This is a genomic window from Nocardia sp. NPDC127606 (assembly GCF_042671725.1).
Taxonomy (GTDB): Bacteria; Actinomycetota; Actinomycetes; order Mycobacteriales; family Mycobacteriaceae; genus Nocardia.
On the sequence record NZ_JBHXWQ010000012.1, the window covers coordinates 14,381 to 31,585 of the forward strand.

18 protein-coding genes and 1 pseudogene are annotated in these 17,205 nt (G+C 66.9%); 6 read left to right on the forward strand and 13 right to left on the reverse strand.

The window, feature by feature from the left end:
* Positions 1 to 41 precede the first annotated feature (41 nt).
* The 4 genes and pseudogenes from ACFVJ5_RS33485 to ACFVJ5_RS33500 all read right to left on the reverse strand — a co-directional run.
* Positions 42 to 931: pseudogene (locus ACFVJ5_RS33485) on the reverse strand (N-6 DNA methylase); the annotation flags it as partial.
* 205 nt (positions 932 to 1,136) lie between these two features.
* Positions 1,137 to 1,409 carry a hypothetical protein gene (locus tag ACFVJ5_RS33490; RefSeq protein ID WP_379226433.1) on the reverse strand — a complete coding sequence of 91 codons (273 nt, stop codon included), beginning with the start codon at positions 1,407 to 1,409 and terminating at the stop codon, positions 1,137 to 1,139.
* Between the two features lie 528 nt (positions 1,410 to 1,937).
* Positions 1,938 to 3,449, reverse strand: coding sequence for a hypothetical protein (locus ACFVJ5_RS33495; RefSeq protein WP_379226435.1), 1,512 nt, complete (start codon positions 3,447 to 3,449; stop codon positions 1,938 to 1,940).
* Positions 3,446 to 3,661: a hypothetical protein gene (locus ACFVJ5_RS33500; RefSeq protein ID WP_378636426.1), complete on the reverse strand. Its 216-nt coding sequence runs from the start codon at positions 3,659 to 3,661 to the stop codon at positions 3,446 to 3,448. Before ACFVJ5_RS33500 ends, ACFVJ5_RS33495 begins: the two co-directional genes overlap by 4 nt.
* A 150-nt stretch (positions 3,662 to 3,811) precedes the next feature.
* On the opposite strand from ACFVJ5_RS33500, the gene ACFVJ5_RS33505 reads away from it, so the two are divergent.
* Positions 3,812 to 4,483: a TetR/AcrR family transcriptional regulator gene (locus tag ACFVJ5_RS33505; RefSeq protein WP_379226437.1), complete on the forward strand. Its 672-nt coding sequence runs from the start codon at positions 3,812 to 3,814 to the stop codon at positions 4,481 to 4,483.
* Between the two features lie 260 nt (positions 4,484 to 4,743).
* On the opposite strand, the gene ACFVJ5_RS33510 is transcribed toward ACFVJ5_RS33505, so the two are convergent.
* The gene (locus ACFVJ5_RS33510) at positions 4,744 to 6,162 is read right to left on the reverse strand and encodes a WGR domain-containing protein (protein WP_379226438.1); all 1,419 of its coding nucleotides are present in this window, start codon (positions 6,160 to 6,162) and stop codon (positions 4,744 to 4,746) included.
* Between the two features lie 474 nt (positions 6,163 to 6,636).
* On the opposite strand from ACFVJ5_RS33510, the gene ACFVJ5_RS33515 reads away from it, so the two are divergent.
* Complete coding sequence (locus ACFVJ5_RS33515) at positions 6,637 to 7,263, forward strand: hypothetical protein (RefSeq protein WP_378636434.1); 627 nt, start codon at positions 6,637 to 6,639, stop codon at positions 7,261 to 7,263.
* 10 nt (positions 7,264 to 7,273) lie between these two features.
* Here ACFVJ5_RS33515 and ACFVJ5_RS33520 read toward each other — a convergent pair whose 3' ends face one another.
* The gene (locus tag ACFVJ5_RS33520) at positions 7,274 to 7,861 is read right to left on the reverse strand and encodes a TetR/AcrR family transcriptional regulator (RefSeq protein ID WP_379226440.1); all 588 of its coding nucleotides are present in this window, start codon (positions 7,859 to 7,861) and stop codon (positions 7,274 to 7,276) included.
* Positions 7,862 to 7,933: 72 nt separating this feature from the next.
* Between ACFVJ5_RS33520 and ACFVJ5_RS33525 the strand changes: the two genes are divergently transcribed.
* The 3 genes from ACFVJ5_RS33525 (at position 7,934) to ACFVJ5_RS33535 (ending at position 9,723) form a co-directional block, all read left to right on the forward strand.
* Positions 7,934 to 8,335, forward strand: a complete 402-nt coding sequence (locus tag ACFVJ5_RS33525) for a DUF5360 family protein (protein ID WP_379226442.1) — start codon at positions 7,934 to 7,936, stop codon at positions 8,333 to 8,335.
* A gap of 33 nt (positions 8,336 to 8,368) precedes the next feature.
* Complete coding sequence (locus tag ACFVJ5_RS33530) at positions 8,369 to 9,109, forward strand: glucose 1-dehydrogenase (protein WP_379226444.1); 741 nt, start codon at positions 8,369 to 8,371, stop codon at positions 9,107 to 9,109.
* A gap of 80 nt (positions 9,110 to 9,189) precedes the next feature.
* Positions 9,190 to 9,723, forward strand: coding sequence for a hypothetical protein (locus tag ACFVJ5_RS33535; RefSeq protein WP_062991977.1), 534 nt, complete (start codon positions 9,190 to 9,192; stop codon positions 9,721 to 9,723).
* A gap of 48 nt (positions 9,724 to 9,771) precedes the next feature.
* Here ACFVJ5_RS33535 and ACFVJ5_RS33540 read toward each other — a convergent pair whose 3' ends face one another.
* Genes ACFVJ5_RS33540 through sucB form a run of 6 tightly spaced genes read right to left on the reverse strand, consistent with a single transcriptional unit; the run spans position 9,772 to position 15,099 of the window.
* Positions 9,772 to 10,083, reverse strand: coding sequence for a pyrimidine/purine nucleoside phosphorylase (locus tag ACFVJ5_RS33540; RefSeq protein WP_379226446.1), 312 nt, complete (start codon positions 10,081 to 10,083; stop codon positions 9,772 to 9,774).
* Positions 10,084 to 10,121: 38 nt separating this feature from the next.
* On the reverse strand, positions 10,122 to 11,144 hold the full coding sequence (gene lipA / locus ACFVJ5_RS33545) for a lipoyl synthase (RefSeq protein ID WP_358127197.1): 1,023 nt from the start codon (positions 11,142 to 11,144) through the stop codon (positions 10,122 to 10,124).
* Entirely contained in the window at positions 11,141 to 11,890 is a 750-nt protein-coding gene (gene lipB, locus ACFVJ5_RS33550; RefSeq protein ID WP_379226448.1) for a lipoyl(octanoyl) transferase LipB, read from the reverse strand. Before lipB ends, lipA begins: the two co-directional genes overlap by 4 nt.
* 44 nt (positions 11,891 to 11,934) lie before the next feature.
* Positions 11,935 to 12,438, reverse strand: coding sequence for a GNAT family N-acetyltransferase (locus ACFVJ5_RS33555; protein WP_379226450.1), 504 nt, complete (start codon positions 12,436 to 12,438; stop codon positions 11,935 to 11,937).
* A 4-nt stretch (positions 12,439 to 12,442) separates the two neighbouring features.
* Positions 12,443 to 13,336: a TIGR01777 family oxidoreductase gene (locus ACFVJ5_RS33560; RefSeq protein WP_379226452.1), complete on the reverse strand. Its 894-nt coding sequence runs from the start codon at positions 13,334 to 13,336 to the stop codon at positions 12,443 to 12,445.
* A gap of 11 nt (positions 13,337 to 13,347) precedes the next feature.
* The gene (gene sucB, locus ACFVJ5_RS33565) at positions 13,348 to 15,099 is read right to left on the reverse strand and encodes a 2-oxoglutarate dehydrogenase, E2 component, dihydrolipoamide succinyltransferase (protein ID WP_379226454.1); all 1,752 of its coding nucleotides are present in this window, start codon (positions 15,097 to 15,099) and stop codon (positions 13,348 to 13,350) included.
* A gap of 232 nt (positions 15,100 to 15,331) precedes the next feature.
* On the opposite strand from sucB, the gene ACFVJ5_RS33570 reads away from it, so the two are divergent.
* Positions 15,332 to 15,682: an oxidoreductase gene (locus ACFVJ5_RS33570; protein WP_378636459.1), complete on the forward strand. Its 351-nt coding sequence runs from the start codon at positions 15,332 to 15,334 to the stop codon at positions 15,680 to 15,682.
* Here the strand turns inward: ACFVJ5_RS33570 and ACFVJ5_RS33575 are convergent, their stop codons facing one another.
* On the reverse strand, positions 15,683 to 17,191 hold the full coding sequence (locus ACFVJ5_RS33575; protein WP_379226456.1) for a leucyl aminopeptidase: 1,509 nt from the start codon (positions 17,189 to 17,191) through the stop codon (positions 15,683 to 15,685).
* Positions 17,192 to 17,205: the final 14 nt, after the last annotated feature.

Genomic DNA, 17,205 nt, shown 5'->3' on the forward strand with positions numbered 1-17,205 from the left:
GACGTGAAAGCACTTGGGACCAAACACGTTTCGGTGCGATGTTCCTTGGTTATGGCCTTCGCGTACTGCTTCCAGTCGACGCCATAGGGCGGGTTGGACATGCAGAAGTCGAACTTGCGCCCGCGGAAAGCGTCCTCGGTCAACGTGTTTCCGAAGGCGATGTGCGTCGCGTCGTGGCCCTTGGCCAGCAGATCTGACTTGCAGATCGCATACGACTGCGGGTTGTACTCCTGCCCGAACAGCGTCAGCTTCGCGTCGGGGTTCTGCGTCAACAGGTGTTCCTCCGCCAGCGTGAGCATTCCGCCCGTGCCTGCCGTCGGGTCGTAGAGTGTGCGCACGATATCGGCCTCGGTGAGGTCTGCGTCTTTTTCCGCGAAGAGTAGGTCGACTAAAAGCCGGATCGCGTCGCGGGGGTGTAGTGGTCTCCGGAGGTCTCGTTCGCGGCCTCGTTGAACCTGCGGATGATGTACTCGAACGCGTCACCCATGTCGGCGTTGGAGACGACGGCGGGATGTAGGTCGATGGCCCCGAAGGATGTGACGACGGCCCGCAGCAGCTCGGCCTTCTCCAGGGCGAGGATTTCCTTCTTGAAGTCGAAGTACTCGAACACATCGACATCGGAGGAGAAGCGGTCGATGTAGTCGGCGAGGTTGTCGGCGAGTCCGTCGGCGTCTTTGAGCAGGTTGTCGAAGGAGTAGTGCGAGGTGTTGTAGAAGGAGCGTCCGGTAGCCTTCTTCACCTCGACCTTGAGCCTGTTGGGGTTCTCGTACTTGGCCGCGAGGTCGCGGACGACCTTCCGATCCGGCTCCATGATGCAGTCGAGGCGGCGCAGGATGGTCAGCGGCAGGACCACGTTGCCGTACTGGTTGGGGCGGTACGGACCCCGAAGCTGATCTGCGATCGACCAGATGAAACTGCCAAGACTGCTCACACCACTCCTCACGACGTCCACTGGAAAACCTATGGCCGACCCCGTCACTTGCCGGGGCGCGTCAACGCATCATCATCGCCTACCGGCATCAGTCAACGTCGCCAGCCTCGTTGGTTCGAGATCGAACGATGCTAACCGCCTGAATCCCTCAGGGGTTCTTACGCTAATGCGGTTCCGAATGCCGCGACCCATGTCCACATCAGGATCACAGCGCCGATGATGGCGGCTGGGAGGTGGGCCAGCGTCGTGTGGTGGACAGGGCCGTGCCGGCGAGTCCGAAGACGAGTGCGAGTCCTGTGCCGAGGATCAGCTCTTTGGGGATGTCGTAGGGGTCCATGCAGGTTGTCGGGTATTTCACGCAGTCCTGTGATGACGCGACGATGATCCAGGTGCCGGGGAATATCAGGGTCAGGACGATGAAGGCGAGCGGCAGTAGCCACAGGGCTGCGGCCAGGCATATGTCGAGTGTGTGTGCCACCAGCGGTGGCGCCGATTCTGCGCCTGATGCCGCGCGTACCGGTCTCGGAAATCGGGCTGGTGCGAGTACTGCGGTGGATTCACGTGTGGGTAGTTCATCGGGTCCTCGGTGGCGGTGGATGCGGGCGGCCTGGCGTGGCGAGTACGCGATCGCAGCCTCGGGCGGTGACGGGGTGTGAGGCAAGCGGACTCAGTCGTGGTCGCGGCAGCATCCCGGGCGGGCCAGGCCCGCCCCCGCCCCCGCATGCGCGGGGCGGGTGATCTCGATGTCGCTGCGTACTCGGTCATGTCGATGACGGTAGGGGGTTGCCGGGCGTCGCGGATGGGGTCGATGCGTGGCCGGGCTGCCGGGTCCGGGCGAGCATGTTCCCCATCCGACTCCTTATCCATCGCCGACAACCCCGTTGGGCGACCGCGATGACGAGGCTTTCACGCCCCGCTGCGGAATGCGCTGTCCCGCAAGGCATATCCCGCATGAGCGTCCTTCACGCCTGACAAGTCACGAGGACGCTGATAGGTCCTCGGACGATCAGCTGGCGGTCAGATTGTCCGCGAGTCCCGGTTGACCGCATTGAGTCGCTTGCGCTGCGAGCAGGCTGCGGAGACGTTCGGGGATTTCTGAGCGGATGTCGGACAAGGCTTGCCAGATTGCGGGATCTTGTGTGGTGATGGTGCCGATCAGGGCTTCCAGGTTGTCGGCTTCGTCGATGAGGGTGAGGGAGCGGGATCGAGCGGAGAAGTCCTGGCGGAGAAGGACTTGTATCAGGGTTGTGCTGCAATCGGCTGCGGGGGCTGCCTGGACTGCGGCTAAGAATTCGTTGTCGGTGAGGGCGTTGATGGTGGCGGCGAGGGTGTCGTGGGTGGTGGTGGGGAGGTCGTTGAGGAGGGGGAGGGCTTCGGGCCAGAGGTTGTGGGTGGCGGTGGCTTCTATGGCGGCGGTGAGGTAGGCGGGGCGGTGCATTACCGGGAGGGAAGCCAGGCGTTTGCGGTCGGGGGTGGAGAGGGCGAGGGCTACGGGGAGGAGCGTGGGCCAGTGGTTTTCGGCGTGGGCTTGCTCTATGAGGGTGGTGAGGGAGTCGTCGGGTTCGGTGGCTACTCGGGCGGCGACGGTGTGGAGTTGGGTGGGGGAGAGGTGGGTGGCTAGGGGGAGTAGGGAGAGCCAGAGGTTTTGGGTTAGGGCTAGGTCGGCGATTTTGGTGAGGAGGGTGGGGTTTTGCATGGCTGGGCGTTGGGCCAGGCGTTGTAGGGGTTGCGGGGACATGCCTGCTGCTACGGGGAGGAGGGTGTCCCAGGCGTCGACTTCTTCTACTGCGGCGATTAGGCCGTCGATCACTTCGTCGTCTTGGGCGGCTACGACATCTGCCAGTTTTGAGCGTTCGGTGGGGCCGAGGAGGGCTAGCAGGGTGATCGCTTTGGGCCATTCGCCTGCGTCGTGGGTTGCGCGGATGACGCCGGGGACGCGGTCGGTGACGATGGTGAGGAGGCGGTCGGCTGCTGAGGTTTCCTCGAGGTAGTAGCCGACCTGGAGGATGTCGAGGTCGGAGGCGTGGGGGAGGGCTGCGCGCAGGACCGAGTCGGGGACCGAGCCTGCGAGGTTGCCCATGGTCAGATAGTCGCCGCGGCTGATCAATTCGCTGGCGACGGCTGCGGCCATCGGGCCGGGGACCCGGGCGATCAGTTCGACTGCTCGGCGGGGGTCGAGGGTGAGGGTGGCGTCGGCCAGGAAACTGGGGGAGAGGGCGCTGGCGATGGCTACGGCGCGGGCTGGATCGACGGAGCCGGCGAGTGCGGCGGCGAGGACGGGGCCGAAGGCGGCTTCGGTGATCTTGGCGGCGATGGGGGCGGGGACCAGTTTGGCGGCGGCGCCGACTCGCTGCATGCGGCGGGCCTCGCGGCGGGCGGTGAGATCGGTGATCTGGTCGCGGAATTCGCGGAGGGCCGCGGGTAGGAGGGTGGCGAGGAAGTCCAGGTCGGCGGGGTCTCGGTCGAGGACGCGGGCCAGTTTGGCTAGTTCGACGGTGGTGTGGTGGGTCGCTGTCATAGTCCGAGCACCTTCTTCACGGCGGGGCGGGCCAGGCGGGGGATGAGGCGCATGCCGGAGTCGAGGGCGCCGTCGAGGGCGGTCTTGCGGTGGTCGAGGGCGGCGCGGACGTAGTTGTCGAGGAGGGCCAGCTCGTCGGGGGTGAGGGTGGCGAAGTCGGGTGGCGGTGGGGCGCCGAGTGTTGCGGTGAGTTGGCGCAGGGCATCCGACACGGACCGTCTCCTTCGATGCGATGTCCGGAAGTTCGTACTGCCGGTACGGACACCGATACTGCCGGTACGTGGTGCCTTCTGTAAAGAGGTGCTCATGTGTGACACATGGAAAACTTCGATCATACTGCTGGTACGTGTATCGTCTCGACCGTGACCCGCGCCAGTCGACGACCTCCGCCGGTGAGCCGGGATGTCATCGTCGACGCCGCGATTCGGGTGCTCGATCGTGATGGGCCTCATCCGAGCATGGATGCTTTCGCGGTCGAGGCCGGGATCACGAAGCCGCGGCTGTATCGGCAGTTCACCGACAAAGGTGACCTCTATGCGGCCATCGGTGCTCGATTCGCCGACTCCGCGTTCGCCGCGACGGGAACGGACCTGACCCTGCTGTTGCAGCCACCCAACGCCGCTATCGATCGTGCACTCACCGATTACGCCGTCGGAATTCTCGCCCACCCCAATGTTTTCCGGTTCCTGACGCAGACGAGTGCGAATCGCGAGGGTGCGACGGGCCAGTACGACCTCGCCAGTGCGGTGGCGGGTCGCTTCGCGGAAAGGGCTCGGGCGGTCGCGGATTCGATTCCGTTGGATGCCGAGGGGATCGAATATCTGGCGCGGGCGATCGTCGGTGTGATGATCGTGCTGACTGATCTGTGGCTGAGTGACGCGAAACCGGATTCCGGAGAATTCGTCAGCAGGGTGCACGAATTGGTGTGGGGGATGATCGATGCGTTTCTGCGGGGGCGGGGGATCACGGCCGATCCAGGGGTGCCGATCTTTGTCACCCTGGCCGCGTTGAACCCGGATTCGGGTGAAGTCTGAGGCATCGGCGACTCGCGATGGAACACAACCTGCGGCGGCACCGGCAGTCGGCGTTCTATCTGACCCAGCCCGAGCACGCAGCCCGCCGCCAGCCACAGCCGTCACCTCGTGACTGGCGGACGGTAGTCGTTCGTGGCTGGCGGTGAGGCTGCGACGTTCGTGCGCGTGTTCCGATTTGGTGATCGGGGTCCAGGCCATCGTCGTCTAGTCGATGGGTGGTGGACTCGGCATGACGGCGGGGTTGGGCCGCAGTGGGGGACTCAGCCCAGGCGGCGGATGTCGCCGCGGACCCGGTAGAAGCCGCCGCGGGCGGATTCGGAGACCGCGTCGACGACGTAGCGGGCGCCGGCGAGGCGGATGTCGCGGGGGAATTGGACGTTCCAGGCGGGGTCGTAGCCGGGGGAGACGACGTGGACGCGGAGGGAGTCGCCGTGTTGGAGGCATTCGACGATGACGCCGGTGCCTACGTCGGTGGTGAGTTCGAGGGTGGTGCTGGGGGCTACGGCGGAGAATTCGGGGGCTTTCACCGAGCGGGTGGTGGGGAGGACGCCCTGGTCGGCGTCGCGGATGGCGGATTCGCTGACGTCGAGGCAGGCCAGGGCGCCGGAGGTGGTGACCAGGTAGAGCTTCTCGTCGTGGTACTGCATGGAGTAGGCGGAGCCGCAGCCGGTGGCGAGTTTCCACAGGCGGGTGCCGGTGGCGTCGAAGCAGTAGACCGAGGAGTGGGAGTCGCCGGCGAAGACGTAGCGGCCGTCGGGGGAGGCGGCACAGGAGAAGACGGCGGCGTCGCACTGGTAGGTGCGGGTGGCGGTGCCCTGCTTGGTGATCTCCTCGACCTGGTTGTGGGAGGTGCCCGCGTAGACGGTGTCGGATTCCTGCCAGCCGAACAGGACCGCGCCGCGGGTGGACGAATTCCACTGGGAGCGACCGGTTTCCAGGTGGTACTTGGTGACGCCGGCGCTGTGGCCGTGGTAGACGCCGGTGGGGTCGACGCGGACCATCCAGCCGGAGTTGCCCTTGCTGCGCGCGGACCAGAGGGATTCCTCTTCGTGGTCGATGACGGTCAGGCCGCCCGCGGAGTCGGAGGCGGCGAGGATGCCGTCGTGGATGTCGAGCCAGTAGACGTCGTCGGCGGAGACGTCGTAGGCGGCGCGGGGGACCTTGCCGGACAGGTCGTAGACGCGGCCGTCGTCGCAGCCCGCGTAGATCCAGAAGTCGTCGGCGACGATGCATTTGACCGCGTCGGGCAGTCTGTAGCTGTTGGTGACAACGCCGCCGGGGGAGAGGGTGAAGACCTCGCCGTCCTCGTTGCCGACCCAGCAGCGCTGCTCGTCGACGAAGATGCCGAAGGCGGCGGCGCCGGAGTCGAAGCGCCACAGCACGGGGGCCGACTTGGCGGTGGAGCGCTGGCTGGTGATGCTGCGGCGGGTGACGGTGCGGCGTTCGCGCGCGCCCATGACGGCGGGGGCGTAGCCCTTGCGCACCTTTTCACCGATCTTTTTCCGCGCGGCCGACTTCGCCTTGTCCTCGGTGGCGAAGGAGCTCGCTTTGGACTGGCCCTGCTCGCCGATGCGGCCGTAGCGGATGTTGACGTTCGTTCCGGTGACGATTACCTCGTAGAACTTGTGCGAGGAGCCCGCGTCGTCGGACAGTTCGAGATAGGTGGTTTCGGCGGTCATGCGTCCTCGCTGAGCTCGTGGAGATCGAATGCACGAAAAGTAGCAAGGGGCACCGACATTCGGTGCGGTGCTCGTCAGAGGTGGTATATCCGGTAGTCGGTGGGGTGGACGGATGCAGTCCGGGTGCGCTGGACCGCTGCCCGGCGAACAAGCCGATAGCGCGCGTCGGCAGTTCGACCCGACTGCAGAATCCGGCTCCCAGATGGTGGGATCGAAGGGTTCCACGCAGACGCGGGATCGCGGAGGACTTCGCGATGCCGATCCTTGACGGGTTGGTCCCGGAGAGGTGAGACACCACTGCGCCGATCATCGCGACAGGCCGTCTTTGTAACGACACGCGGCGAAAGGATTGCGGGATCGCGCTGGGTGATAGATGCTGGTCCAACTGTTGGTGCGTATCTGGGCGTGACTTTTCCGCGACCATTTCGTAATCTTACGGTGACCTGCTCTCGACAATGACTGGTGATAGACAACGTGACTGCTTCGCATCGCAAACCGTCGGCTCCCAAGAGTCGGCTGCCGCTCGCCGTATGCAGTCTCGCGGCGACCGTTCCCGGCATGTTGATGATGGTGATGCGGCCGGGTGCGCAGGTCGAGGCAGTGGCTTCGGTCGAACCGCTGTCTACGTCGGCCATCGAGGTCGACCCGATCGCCGCCGCGCCGACGCACGATGCGCCGCAGCCGGGGCCGATCGTCAGGGCGGATGACGAGATGGCGGCGTTGTCGGCGCTGAAGGTGAAGGTGTTGTGCGGGACGGAGTTCAACGGGACTCTGCCGCATGTGGCGCAGGTCGGAAACCTGTTGCAGAAGATGTTCGGGGTCTCGGATATCGGTGGTGCGCACGGTCGCTATGACGGTGACCATGGTGCGGGGCAGGCGCTCGATGTGATGACGGGCAACCTTGCCCTGGGCAATACCATCGCCGACTTCGTTCTGGCCAACAAGGCGCGCTTCGGTGTCACCTACGTGATCTGGCAGCAGCGATACAACGACGGCAACGGCTGGTCCTACATGGAGGATCGCGGCAGCCCGACGCAGAACCACTATGACCACGTGCACATTTCGTTCGAGTCGTCGGGCGCGACCAACATCGCCTGCTGATCGCGCGAAGTCAGGATTTCGTCTCGAGCTCGGCCAGAATCGGTTCGGCCTGGTTCCGTAAGAGTTCCAGCTGACGTTCCGGGGGGAATCGCTCGGGATCGAAGACTGCCTGGATGCCGATGCCGTCGATGAGGATCGTGAGGGATTCGGCCGCGTTGTCGAGGTCGGGGCCCGGTCGGTAGCCGGCGGTGGTCAGGACCAGTTCGAGTGCCGCGCGCCAGGCTCGGTAACGCGCGCGTTGTTCGTCGGCGAGCTCGGTGTCGTGGGTGGCCCAGTCCCAGAAGGCGATCCACACCTGCCATTCGACACGACGGGTTCGATCCATCGGCAGGCACTGACTCAGTAGCTCGTACAGATCGGCGGACTCGGGGGCCATGCGGGTCACGCGGTCCGCGACAGCGGTGGATGCCGCGCCGAGCGCCGCCCGCAGCACAGCGCGTTTGTCCGCGAAGTAGTGCACGACCATGCCGGTGGTGCATCCGGCCTCGGCCGCGATGTCGCGGACGGTGGTGTGCGCCAAGCCTTTGGTGGCGATGACCTGGCACGCCGCAGCGCTGATCGCGCGGCGACGCTCTTCGTGATCGACGATTTTCGGCATTGACAGGAGAGTTTACATACCCAGTATTATGTAACCGTGGTTATGCAAAAACTGCGGGTGGTGAAGCGAGTGATGTGGGTGACCGACCTCGGCTTTCTCGCCTACTGGGTCGTCACCGCACTGGGGCTGATCAGCGTCGGGTCGGATGAGTTTCTCCAGCAGTGGAACTGGTCGTTTCTCGGACTCGATGCCGCGGCGATCGGGTTGGGGTTGGCCGGGCTCGCGCTCGGCAGGCGCTCGGCCCTCTCGATCCCGCTGATCATCGTGTCGTTGTCGCTGACCTCCGCCGCAGGGCTGATGGCGCTGAACTTCTATGTGATTCGGGGTGAGTACAGCCTGATGTGGTGGATTCCCAACCTCTGGTTGTTCCTGTTTCCGGTCGTGGCGCTCGCCGGGATCGTCCGCGCATGGAGCGAAATTGGAACGCGTTCTAGCAATGCTGCCCATCGTGTGGGCTGTCCTCCTACGGTGTGAGGAGGTTCGGTTTCTACGAAGGAGTATGTGGACATGGGACGGTTGGCCGGCAAGGTCGCGGTGATCAGTGGTGGTGCGCGCGGGATGGGGGCGGCGCATGCTCGGCGGTTTGTCGCCGAGGGGGCGTCGGTGGTGATCGGGGACGTGCTCGATGACGAAGGCGCCACGGTGGCAAAGGAACTCGGGGACGCGGTCGCCTACCGGCATCTCGATGTTCGTGAGCCGGAGCAGTGGGCGGCGATCGTGGCGGCCGCGGTCGAGGAGTTCGGTGGGCTGCATGTGCTGGTGAACAATGCGGGGATCGTCAACGGGAATCTGTTGGTGGACTTCGCGTTGGACGAGTGGCAGCGGATCATCGATATCAATCTGACCGGGACGTTTCTCGGGATGCAGGCGGCCGTTCCGGCGATGAAGGCTGCCGGCGGTGGGTCGATTGTGAACATCTCCTCGGTGGAGGGGATGCGGGGTAGTCCGGGTCTGCACGGATACACGGCGACGAAATTCGCGGTGCGTGGGCTCACCAAGTCGGCGGCACTCGAGCTCGCGCCGCAGGGGATCCGGGTGAATTCGGTGCATCCGGGACTGATTTCCACGCCGATGACCGAGGGGATTCCCGCGGACTTCCTGCAGATTCCGCTCGCGCGGGCGGCCGAGCCGGATGAGGTGTCGGCACTCGTGGCGTATCTGGCGTCCGACGAGTCCTCGTATTCGACCGGTGCGGAGTTCGTGGTGGACGGTGGCCTTACCGTTGGTGTACCGCACAAAAGCTTTTGACCTGGCATGTAGCGCGTTTTGGGCGATCGACTCACCCGAACGGGTGATCTCGGCGCGCGAAAGCGAGGAAGATGGGGAGTATGGCCCCCAACAGTGCGAAATATCTGATCAGCAACGGCACCGACGACCGGGTGTCGCTTTTCGATGACGGGCGCGTGAAGGTTTGGTCGACCACCCATTTGTGGACGGAAGAAGGTCGCGAGCGGCACAACGCTCTCGGCGAGACTGTGCTGCTCGGTATCGGGCGCACGCTCGGTGAGCCCGGTCCCGTGGATCGGCGTCAGCAGTGTGACGCGGAGTTCGAGCTCGACCCGGAGAAGGGTCACACGGTGGCTGCCACCGTCGGCGCGGACAACGGGACCTTCGTGCAGTTCTTCCATGACGGCAAGATCGCTGTCGGCAACGACGGACGCGATGTGGCGACGGTGTTCAACGCCGGCCGGGAAACGACGTCGGCTCGCGGAACGACCGGTGTCGGCGGGTCGGTGATGGTCACCTTCGGTGGCAGTTACCGACCGAGGACCAAGCGCGAGAGTGACTTTCAGGTGGAATTGAGCGAGGCTACCGCCCCGCGGCCCAACCGGCTGTACAAGGACGAGTTCCTTGTGAAGTAGATCCGGCGATCCGGGGCGACCGAGATGGTCGCCCCGGCTCCGGGTTAGTCAGCCGTAGTAGCAGACGTAGTGCAGGGTGTCGACGACCTCGATGTCGAACGAGCTGTCGCCGGGGACCTTGAACGACTCGCCCGCACGATAGGTGATGGCCTCGGTCGTACCGGCCAACGTCACGTTGGCCTCACCCGCGACCAGCTCCATGATCTCCGGAGCGTTGGTGGTGAAGGTGAGCGACGACGGCTGGATCACGCCGACCGACACCGAAGCGCCGTCGGGCAACTCGAGGCTGTAGCTGACGCACTTGCCATCGAAGTAGACGTTGGCCTTCTTGCTGACGGAGACGTTCTCGAACTTCGACATGGGTCCTTCCGAGGGGGTGAGGGGACCCTTAGTCTAGGTCAGCTGCCGAAGCGAGCCAGGACCGAGCTGGCTTCCTGAGAAGCAGTGCCTTCCTTGGCGAGGTGGGCCATCGCTTCGGGGATCTCGCGGCCGTGGTGGGCCATCGCCTGGGCGTAGAGGCGGCCTGCCCGGTACGAGGAACGGACCAGCGGGCCTGCCATCACACCGGCGAAGCCGAGTTCTTCGGCGACCTTGGAATGCTCGACGAATTCCTCCGGCTTCACCCAGCGGTCGACCGGGTGGTGGCGGGGGCTGGGGCGCAGGTACTGGGTGATGGTGAGGATGTCGCAGCCCGCTTCGTGGAGGTCGCGCATCGCCTCGGTGACCTCTTCGGGGGTTTCGCCCATGCCGAGGATGAGGTTGGACTTGGTGACCAGGCCCGCCTCGCGGGCGGCGGTGATCACGGCGAGGGAACGCTCGTAGCGGAAGGCGGGGCGGATGCGCTTGAAGATGCGCGGCACCGTTTCCAGGTTGTGCGCGAGGACCTCGGGGCGCGAGGAGAAGACCTCGGCGAGCTGGGCCGGGTCGGCGTTGAAGTCGGGGATGAGGAGTTCGACGCCGGTAGCCGGGTTGCTCGCTTTGATGGCGCGCACGGTCTCGGCGTAGAGCCAGGCACCGCCGTCGTCGAGGTCGTCGCGGGCGACGCCGGTGATGGTGGAGTAGCGCAGCCCCATCGACTGGACGCTCTCGGCGACGCGGCGGGGCTCGTCGCGGTCGAGGGCGGCGGGCTTGCCGGTGTCGATCTGGCAGAAATCGCAGCGGCGGGTGCACTGCTCACCGCCGATGAGGAAGGTGGCCTCGCGGTCTTCCCAGCATTCGAAGATGTTGGGGCAGCCCGCTTCTTCGCAGACGGTGTGTAGGCCCTCGGACTTCACCAGGCTCTTGAGCTCGGTGTATTCGGGGCCCATGGTGGCACGGGTGCGAATCCACTTGGGTTTGCGCTCGATCGGTGTCTCCGCGTTGCGCGCTTCGATGCGCAGCAGCTTGCGTCCGGCGGGGGCAGAGGCATCGACGGAAGTCACCGGACCGACTCTACGCTCGGGGCCTGCGCGTTCGCAGGGGCGGTGGTGCGATCAATGTCATGGGGCCGAACGGGAATTTCACCGTCGAGCGCGGCAACAATCGCGGCGGCCACGAGAGGCTTGAGTTCGGCGACGGTGACTTCGCGGCCGAGTTCGCGGGTCAGCGTGGTGACGCCGGCGTCCTTGATGCCGCAGGGCACGATCGCCTGGAAGCCGTCGAGCGCGGAATTGCAGTTCAGGGAGATGCCGTGCAGGGCGACACCGCGCTGCACGCGCACCCCGATCGCGGCGATCTTGCGCTCGGCGAGCAGTTCGGTGGCGGGCAGCCACACACCGGAGCGGCCATCGATGCGGCCGCAGGTGATGCCGAGCCCGGACACGACCTGGATCAGGGCCTCTTCCAGGCGCCGGACGTAGTGGACGACATCGACGGGCTCGGCGAGGCGGATGATCGGGTAGCCGACCAGCTGGCCGGGACCGTGCCAGGTGATCTTGCCGCCGCGGTCGACCTGCACCACTGGGCTGCCGTCGATCGGCAGATCCTCGGTCTCGGTGCGGCGGCCCGCGGTGTAGACCGACGGATGCTCGAGCACGAACAGCCGGTCGGAACCTTCGCCTGCGGCGCGCTGATCGGCGGTCTGCCGTTGCAGCTCCCAGGCGGCGTGATAATCGATGAGTCCGAGATCCTCGACCACGATCGGGGTCGTATCGAATCGAGCGGACGCGGTGGGGCGCGTGTCGTTCACCGTTCTGACGTTACGCCGGGGGCCCGGCGCGGCCAAAGAGGGTCTCAGGGTTCGATCGGGAAGTTGCGCTGCATCAGGGTCAGGTCCATCCAGCGGCCGAATTTGTGGCCGACCTCGGGGAGTTCGCCGACGGTGTGGAAGCCGAAGCGTTCGTGCAGGAGTATCGACGCGCTGTTGGTGGATTCGATGGCGGCGATCATGGCGTGGACGCGGCCGGAATCGATGGCGCGCGCGATCAATTCGGTGAGCAGGGTGGTGGCTACGCCGCGGCGCTGGAAATGGCTGTCGACGTAGACCGAGTTCTCGACGGTGAACCGGTAGCCGGATTTGGGACGCCACTGGCCGTAGGAGGCGTAGCCGGCGACCTCGCCGTCGATCTCGGCGATCAGGATCGGCATGGCGGCATCGGTGCGGGTGGCGAACCAGGTGAGGCGGTCGTCCAGGTCCACTTCGTCGGTGTCCCAGATCGCGGTCGACTCGGCGATGTTGGTGTTGTGGATGGCGAGGACGGCGGGGAGGTCGGCCTTGTCGGCGTCGCGGATCAGCATCGGCTCAGCCTTTGCCGACGGCGGCTGCCAGCGCGGCGCCGATGGTCGGGTGCTGATAGGTGTACCCGGCGTCTTCCAGTGCCGCGGGGATGGCGCGTGGGCCGTGCAGGATCGAGTCGGCCAGCTCACCGACCAGGGCTTGCAGGGCGAAACCGGGGACGATGAACGGGGTCGGCCGGTGTAGTGCGCGGCCGAGGGCGCGGTTGAATTCCGCGTTGGTGACGGGGGCGGGGCCGGAGACATTGATCGGGCCGGAGATCTCGGGGTGGGTGAGCGCGAAGACGATCGCGCCGACCTCGTCGTCGAGGGAGATCCACGGGAGGTACTGGCGCCCGCTGCCGAGGCGTCCGCCCAGACCGACCCAGTACAGCGGGTGCAACTTGCCGAGCATGCCGCCGTTGCGGGCCAGCACCACGGCACTGCGGAGCAGCACGGTGCGCGCGCCCGCTTCGGCCGCCGGCTCGGTGGCGGCTTCCCAGTCCCGGCACAGAGTGGCCAGGAAATCCGTTCCGGCGGGCGAAGTCTCGTCGATGATCGCATCACCGGTCTCGCCGCCGTAATAGTGCGAACCGCTGGCGTTGACCAGCGTCGGAACGCCGGTGGCGGCCACCGCGGTGGCCAGGACATCGGTGGGGGTGATGCGGCTGTCACGCAGCAACTGCTTGTAACCGCCGTTCCAGCGACGGTCGGCGATGCCCGCACCGCACAGGTTCACGACCGCGTCGGCCCCGCGCAACGCCCGCTCGTCGAGCTGGGCGCGTGCGGGATCCCACGCGAATTCGTCCGGTGCGGCGGGAGTGCGCCGCACCAGGCGGGAGACCTGGTGCCCGTCGCGGCGCAGTGCCGCGACGAGCGCCGTCCCGATCAGGCCGGACGAACCGGCGATGACCACCTTCATGAATTCCTCGACTACAGGCCGAGATCGGCCTCGAACGCCGAATCTTCCAGCCGGTGCTTGATGGTGGAGACGAACCGGCCCGCGTCGGCACCGTCGATGAGACGGTGATCGTAGGTGAGCGGCAGGTACACCATCGAGCGCACGCCGATGGACTCGCCACCGGCCTCGTCGGTCACCACCACCGGGCGCTTCACGATCGCGCCGGTGCCGAGCATGCCCGCCTGCGGCGGGAGCAGGATCGGGGTGTCGAAGAGCGCGCCCTCGCTGCCGATGTTGGTGATGGTGAAGGTGCCACCGGACAGCTCGTCGGGCTTGAGCCCACCGTTGCGCGCGCGGTTGGCGATGTCGGCGATCGCGCGGGCCAGGCCGGCCAGCGACAGGTCGCTGGCGTTGTGGATGACCGGCGAGAGCAGACCCTGCTCGGTGTCGACCGCGATCCCCAGGTGCACCGACGCGTGGTAGGTGATCTCCTTGGTGTCCTCGTTGTAGGACGCGTTCACGTTCGGGTGCACGCCGAGCGCCTCGACGACGGCCTTCGCGAAGAACGGCAGGTACGTCAGGTTGACGCCCTCGCGCGCCTTGAACGAGGCCTTCGCGAGCTGACGCAGATGCGCGATCTTGGTGACGTCGGCCTCGTGGACCTGGGTCAGCTGCGCGGTGCTCTGCAGCGATTCGCGCGTCTTGGTCGCGGTGATCTGGCGGATCCGGCTGGCCTTCTGCGTGGTGCCGACGAGGGCGGCCAGCTTCGGGGCGGCGGACTGCTTGGCCGCGGGCGCGGGTGCGGCGGCAGCGGCCGGAGCCGCAGCGGCGGCGGGCGCCTTCTTGGCCTCGGCGGCGGCGAGCACGTCCTGCTTGCGGATGCGGCCGCCGACACCGGAACCGGTGAGGGTCGACAGGTCGACGTTGTTCTCGTCGGCCAGCTTGCGGACCAGCGGAGTCACGTACGGCGTGCTGCCGTTGGACGACGCCGGGGCAGGAGCGGACGCGGCGGGCGCGGGTGCCGGAGCGGGCTTGGGAGCCGGTGCCGGAGCGGGCTTCGGCGCGGGCGCCGGTGCAGGGGCCTCGGCGGCCGGCGCAGGCGCGGGCGCCGGGGCGGGCTCAGGTGCCGGGGCGGGAGCCGGTGCCGGTGCGGGCGCGGCGGCCGCGGGCTGACCGCTACCGATCACACCCAGCTGACCACCCACATCGATGACGTCGTCTTCCTGTGCCGTGATCTCGAGCAGCGTGCCCGCGACCGGCGAGGGGATCTCGGTGTCGACCTTGTCGGTGGACACCTCGAGCAGCGGCTCGTCGACGGCGACGGTGTCACCCACGGCCTTGAGCCAGCGGGTAACGGTGCCCTCGGTGACCGACTCGCCCAGTTCGGGCATCTTCACGGACGTGCCGGAAGCAGCGGAGGCGGCAGGCGCGGCGGCCGGGGCGGGGGCCTCGGCGGCAGGTGCCTGCGCGGCGGGCGCGGGCTCGGGGGCCGGCTCGGGCGCGGCGGGTGCGGCAGCAGGCTCAGGAGCGGTGGCGGGGGTCTCGCCGGCATCGCTGATCACGCCGAGTTCACCGCCGACCTCGACGATGTCGTCTTCCTGGGCGACGATCTTGGAGAGCACGCCCGCGGTCGGCGACGGGATCTCGGTGTCGACCTTGTCGGTGGAGACTTCGAGCAGCGGTTCGTCGACCTCGACCGTGTCTCCTTCCTGCTTCAGCCACCTGGTCACCGTGCCCTCGGTGACGCTCTCACCAAGGGCTGGCATCTGGACGGAGAAGGCCATGTCCTCTGACTCCTCTGAGTGTGTACCCGGCGGACATCCGTCGCGGGTCGCGGCTTTCGTCCACCCCACCGGTCTCGGCGGAGCACCCGGGAAACGTTGGTTCTTGTTCCGGCAACCATCCTTGCACTCGTCCGTCGCGGGTGTAGCGCAGGGCGGCGATCCGGGCGAAGCTGGCACCATGGAATGTACGGCGGTGAGCAGAATTCCGCCGGAATGTAGGAGGTCGAGCCGAATGGGTTTGCTGGATCGTTTCCGTGGTGGGCGCGGTGCGAGCAGGTCAGGCGCTCGCGAGACCGCGTCGGAAGTGAGTGCCTTGGCGGACTGGGCGCGGACGCGGCGCGGCGTCGAAGCGTTCGTCGAACCCAAAACGACTGTGACCGATGTCACAGCAGTGCTGGTGGCCGCCGACGGTGAGTGGACCCGTCGCATCGTCGGGGAGAAGGGCGCGCGGCGGTTGGCCGGCGCGTTGAAGATTCCCGTCTACGACGTGAACCGCACCGGCTACCCGCAACGCATGCGCGACTTCGATGCCCGCCGCCGCATCGAGGAGCGGCGGGCTCGCGAAGCCGAGCTGGAGGAGTGACTACTCCGCGCCGATCTCCTCGATCACGGTGATCAGCGTGCGCACCGGAACGCCGGTGCCACCCTTGCCGATGTAGCCGAACGGTCCACCGGTGTTGTAGGCCGGACCGGCCACGTCCAGGTGGGCCCACTGCACGCCCTCGGGCACGAAGTCCTTGAGGAACAGTGCGGCCGAGAGCATTCCGCCCCAGCGGTGCGGCGCGACATTGGCCAGGTCGGCGACCTTGGAGTTGAGGTCGGCGCGCAGTTCCGCGGGAAGCGGCATCGCCCAGCCGTTCTCACCGACCGAGCGCGAGATCGCGGCGACGCGATCGCGGAACTCGTCGGTGCCCATCACGCCCGGGGTGCGGGTGCCGAGCGCGACCATCTGCGCGCCGGTTAGGGTGGCGACGTCGATCAGGTAGTCGGGCTCGTCCTCGACCGCGCGCACGATCGCGTCGGCCAGGATGAGACGGCCCTCGGCGTCGGTGTTGATGACCTCGACAGTGGTGCCGCCGTACTGGGTGAGCACGTCGCCGGGGCGCTGCGCGGTAGCCGAGGGCATGTTCTCCGCCATCGGGACGGTCGCGGTGACGGTGACCGGCAGGCCGAGCCGCGCGGCCAGCAGCACGGTGGCGATGACCGCCGCGGCGCCCGCCATGTCGGAGGTCATGTTCTCCATGTTGGCGGCGGGCTTGATCGAGATGCCGCCGGTGTCGAAGGTGATGCCCTTGCCGACGAGCGCGATCTTCTTCGGGCCGCCCGCGTAGGTGATCCGGATCAGGCGCGGCGGACGCGAGGAACCTTGGCCGACGCCGATGATGCCGCCGTAGCCGCCTGCGGCGAGCGCGTTCTCGTCGAGCACCTCGACCTCGAGGCCCGCCCCGACGGCGAGGATCCGGGCCCGCTCGGCGAACTCGGCCGGGTAGAGCGCGCTCGGCGGGGTGTTGACGAAATCGCGTGCGGTGGCGATCGCTTCGGCGACCAGCTGTGCGCGCAGGAGCTCGAGAGTGCCGAATTCAGGTCCGGGCACCAGCAATTCGAGGCGGACCACCGGGCGCTCGTCCGGCTTGGGCGCGCTCTTGGACTTGAACGACGAGAAGGTGTACGCGCCGAGGTAGAACCCTTCGGCCGCCGCACCGAGATCGATGCCGGACAGGGTGGTGGCGACGAGTTCGGTGCCGGTGAGCGCGCGACCGGCGACACCGGCGCTGCGGCGTACCTGTTCGGCGTCGACCTTGTCGGCCGCGCCGAGTCCGACGGCGAGCACGCTGGTGACGTCGGCCAGCGCGGCGGGCGCGGGCACCCGGGTGAGCTCCTCGGGCTTGCCCTTGGCGCCGACCGAGCCGAGAGCGTCCAGCAGTTCCGCGCGAACCTCGGCGGTGAGCACGTCGCCGAACAGGTCGGCGGGAACGATGGCCGGTCCGTTCTCCGAGGACGTCAACCCGATCACCAGCACGTCGGTGTCCGTGGCGATGGTTTCGGTACGTGCCAATTCCGGTCCGAGTGAACGATCTGCAACAGCTGTCATTGCCCCAGGTTATT